We start from the raw sequence: 1,627 nt of genomic DNA on the forward strand, positions 1-1,627 counted from the left end.
GTCAATAATTTTTTTGTATAATAATCCATGAGAAATACCTCCTTGTTTAATTGTGGTGATTTAATCATACAGGTATTTCTCTTTTTTTGTCCACTTTTATATACAAAATCGTGTTGGTGGATTATTCTCACCAACACGATTTATTATAGAGCTAAATAAAAAAGAAATTTATGAAAAATAATTCTTTTTATTGTTATTTTAAAAATAACATGTTAAAATACATGTAAGTTATAAAATAACAAAAGGAGAATATAATGACACTATTTGAAATGTTAAAAGGAAAGAAATTAGATGTGCAGTACGAGACAGGGTTTCACTTCATTATGGAATACGTAGAAGAAGGTAAGTTAAAATGGACATCTGTGGGTGAGGTTGAGGACGGTGGTCCTTCAGAGGAAGTAGATCCTTATGAAGTCATTGAATTGGAAAGTGGGAAATATTTTATTAACTGGATTGAAGAAAGTGGTATGACAATATCTCAATTATTAGATTTGAATAATAACGAAGTGATTGCATTTCTAACGTGGGAAGACAATAGTGTTCGTGGAGGTAGAGATACACTTCTGCAAAAAGGTTATGTGACGATTGTAGGTTAAAATATGAAACATTCACATAAATTATCTGATGCTATTCACATACTTTTGTATATAGAAGTATTTTGTGAAGATAAACGTATCACAAGTACAGATATTGCTGAAAGTATCAATACAAATCCCGCATTAGTAAGACAAATTATGTCTCAATTAAAAAAAGCAAATTTGATTGAAACAAAACAAGGTAGTGCTAAACCGAGACTTTTAAAATCTTCTAAAGACATCACATTATTTGATATTTTTCAAGCAATTCATGAAGAATCATTACTTGAAATTGATAAAAATACGAATAAAGAGTGTCCGTTGGGTAATACAATTCAAACAGTCCTTACGAGTACTTATAGAGAAATAGAAAATAGTGCCTTCAATAAGATGAAAGAGATTTTTTTAATTGACTTAAAAAATGCGATAGATAAATTGATATAATTATTCGTAAAGTTGCTATCATCATGTGTTGATGATATATTAAATGAACAAAACTGATGATGGAGGTATTATATGAAAAAAATAGAAAGTGCTAAAGCACCGGCAGCTATTGGTCCTTATTCTCAAGCAATACAAGTAGGAAACACTGTCTATGTTTCTGGTCAACTACCAATTTGTGTTGAAACAGGTGAATTTGCAGGTAGTACGATTGAGGAACAAACAAAACAATCATTAGAAAATATCCAGTTTATTTTAAGTGAGGCAGGATTAACGATGAAAAATGTTGTGAAAACAACTGTTTTATTAAAAAATATTGCTGATTTTACAAAAATGAATGATGTATATGCAAGTTATTTTTCCGCACCGTTTCCTGCAAGAGCCGCTTATCAAGTGGCAGCTTTACCAAAGGATGCTCTAATAGAAATAGAAGTCATTGCTGTTGTGGGATAGACATCAGGGATAAACCAATGTTGGTTTATCCTTCAGACTGTTGACAAATTAAGAGCGTCAACAGTCTTTTTTCGTATCAGACGTTAAGTTGTACGGCTTACCACGATGTACACGATACATCTCTCGTTCTCTACTACGTGCGAGAACGAAGCCATTCG

At 31.5% G+C, this 1,627-nt stretch carries 3 protein-coding genes; all 3 read left to right on the forward strand.

Annotated features, from left to right (window positions below):
* Positions 1-254: 254 nt before the first annotated feature.
* The 3 genes from GMA06_RS08335 (at position 255) to GMA06_RS08345 (ending at position 1,469) form a co-directional block, all read left to right on the forward strand.
* Entirely contained in the window at positions 255-596 is a 342-nt protein-coding gene (locus GMA06_RS08335; protein ID WP_240328877.1) for a MoaF N-terminal domain-containing protein, read from the forward strand.
* Between the two features lie 3 nt (positions 597-599).
* Positions 600-1,019 (forward strand): Rrf2 family transcriptional regulator, encoded by a 420-nt coding sequence (locus GMA06_RS08340; RefSeq protein ID WP_163545535.1) that lies wholly within the window; start codon positions 600-602, stop codon positions 1,017-1,019.
* Between the two features lie 72 nt (positions 1,020-1,091).
* Positions 1,092-1,469: a RidA family protein gene (locus GMA06_RS08345; protein WP_163562287.1), complete on the forward strand. Its 378-nt coding sequence runs from the start codon at positions 1,092-1,094 to the stop codon at positions 1,467-1,469.
* Positions 1,470-1,627: the final 158 nt, after the last annotated feature.

The sequence above is a fragment of the Granulicatella sp. zg-84 genome, from assembly GCF_010892375.1.
Lineage (GTDB): Bacteria > Bacillota > Bacilli > Lactobacillales > Aerococcaceae > WM01.

Excerpts from the sequence above, each read along its gene's own strand:
- GMA06_RS08340 (WP_163545535.1), top strand. The coding sequence starts at position 600 with ATGAAACATTCACATAAATTATCTGATGCTATTCACATACTTTTGTAT.
- GMA06_RS08345 (WP_163562287.1), top strand. The coding sequence starts at position 1,092 with ATGAAAAAAATAGAAAGTGCTAAAGCACCGGCAGCTATTGGTCCTTAT.
- GMA06_RS08335 (WP_240328877.1), top strand. The coding sequence starts at position 255 with ATGACACTATTTGAAATGTTAAAAGGAAAGAAATTAGATGTGCAGTAC.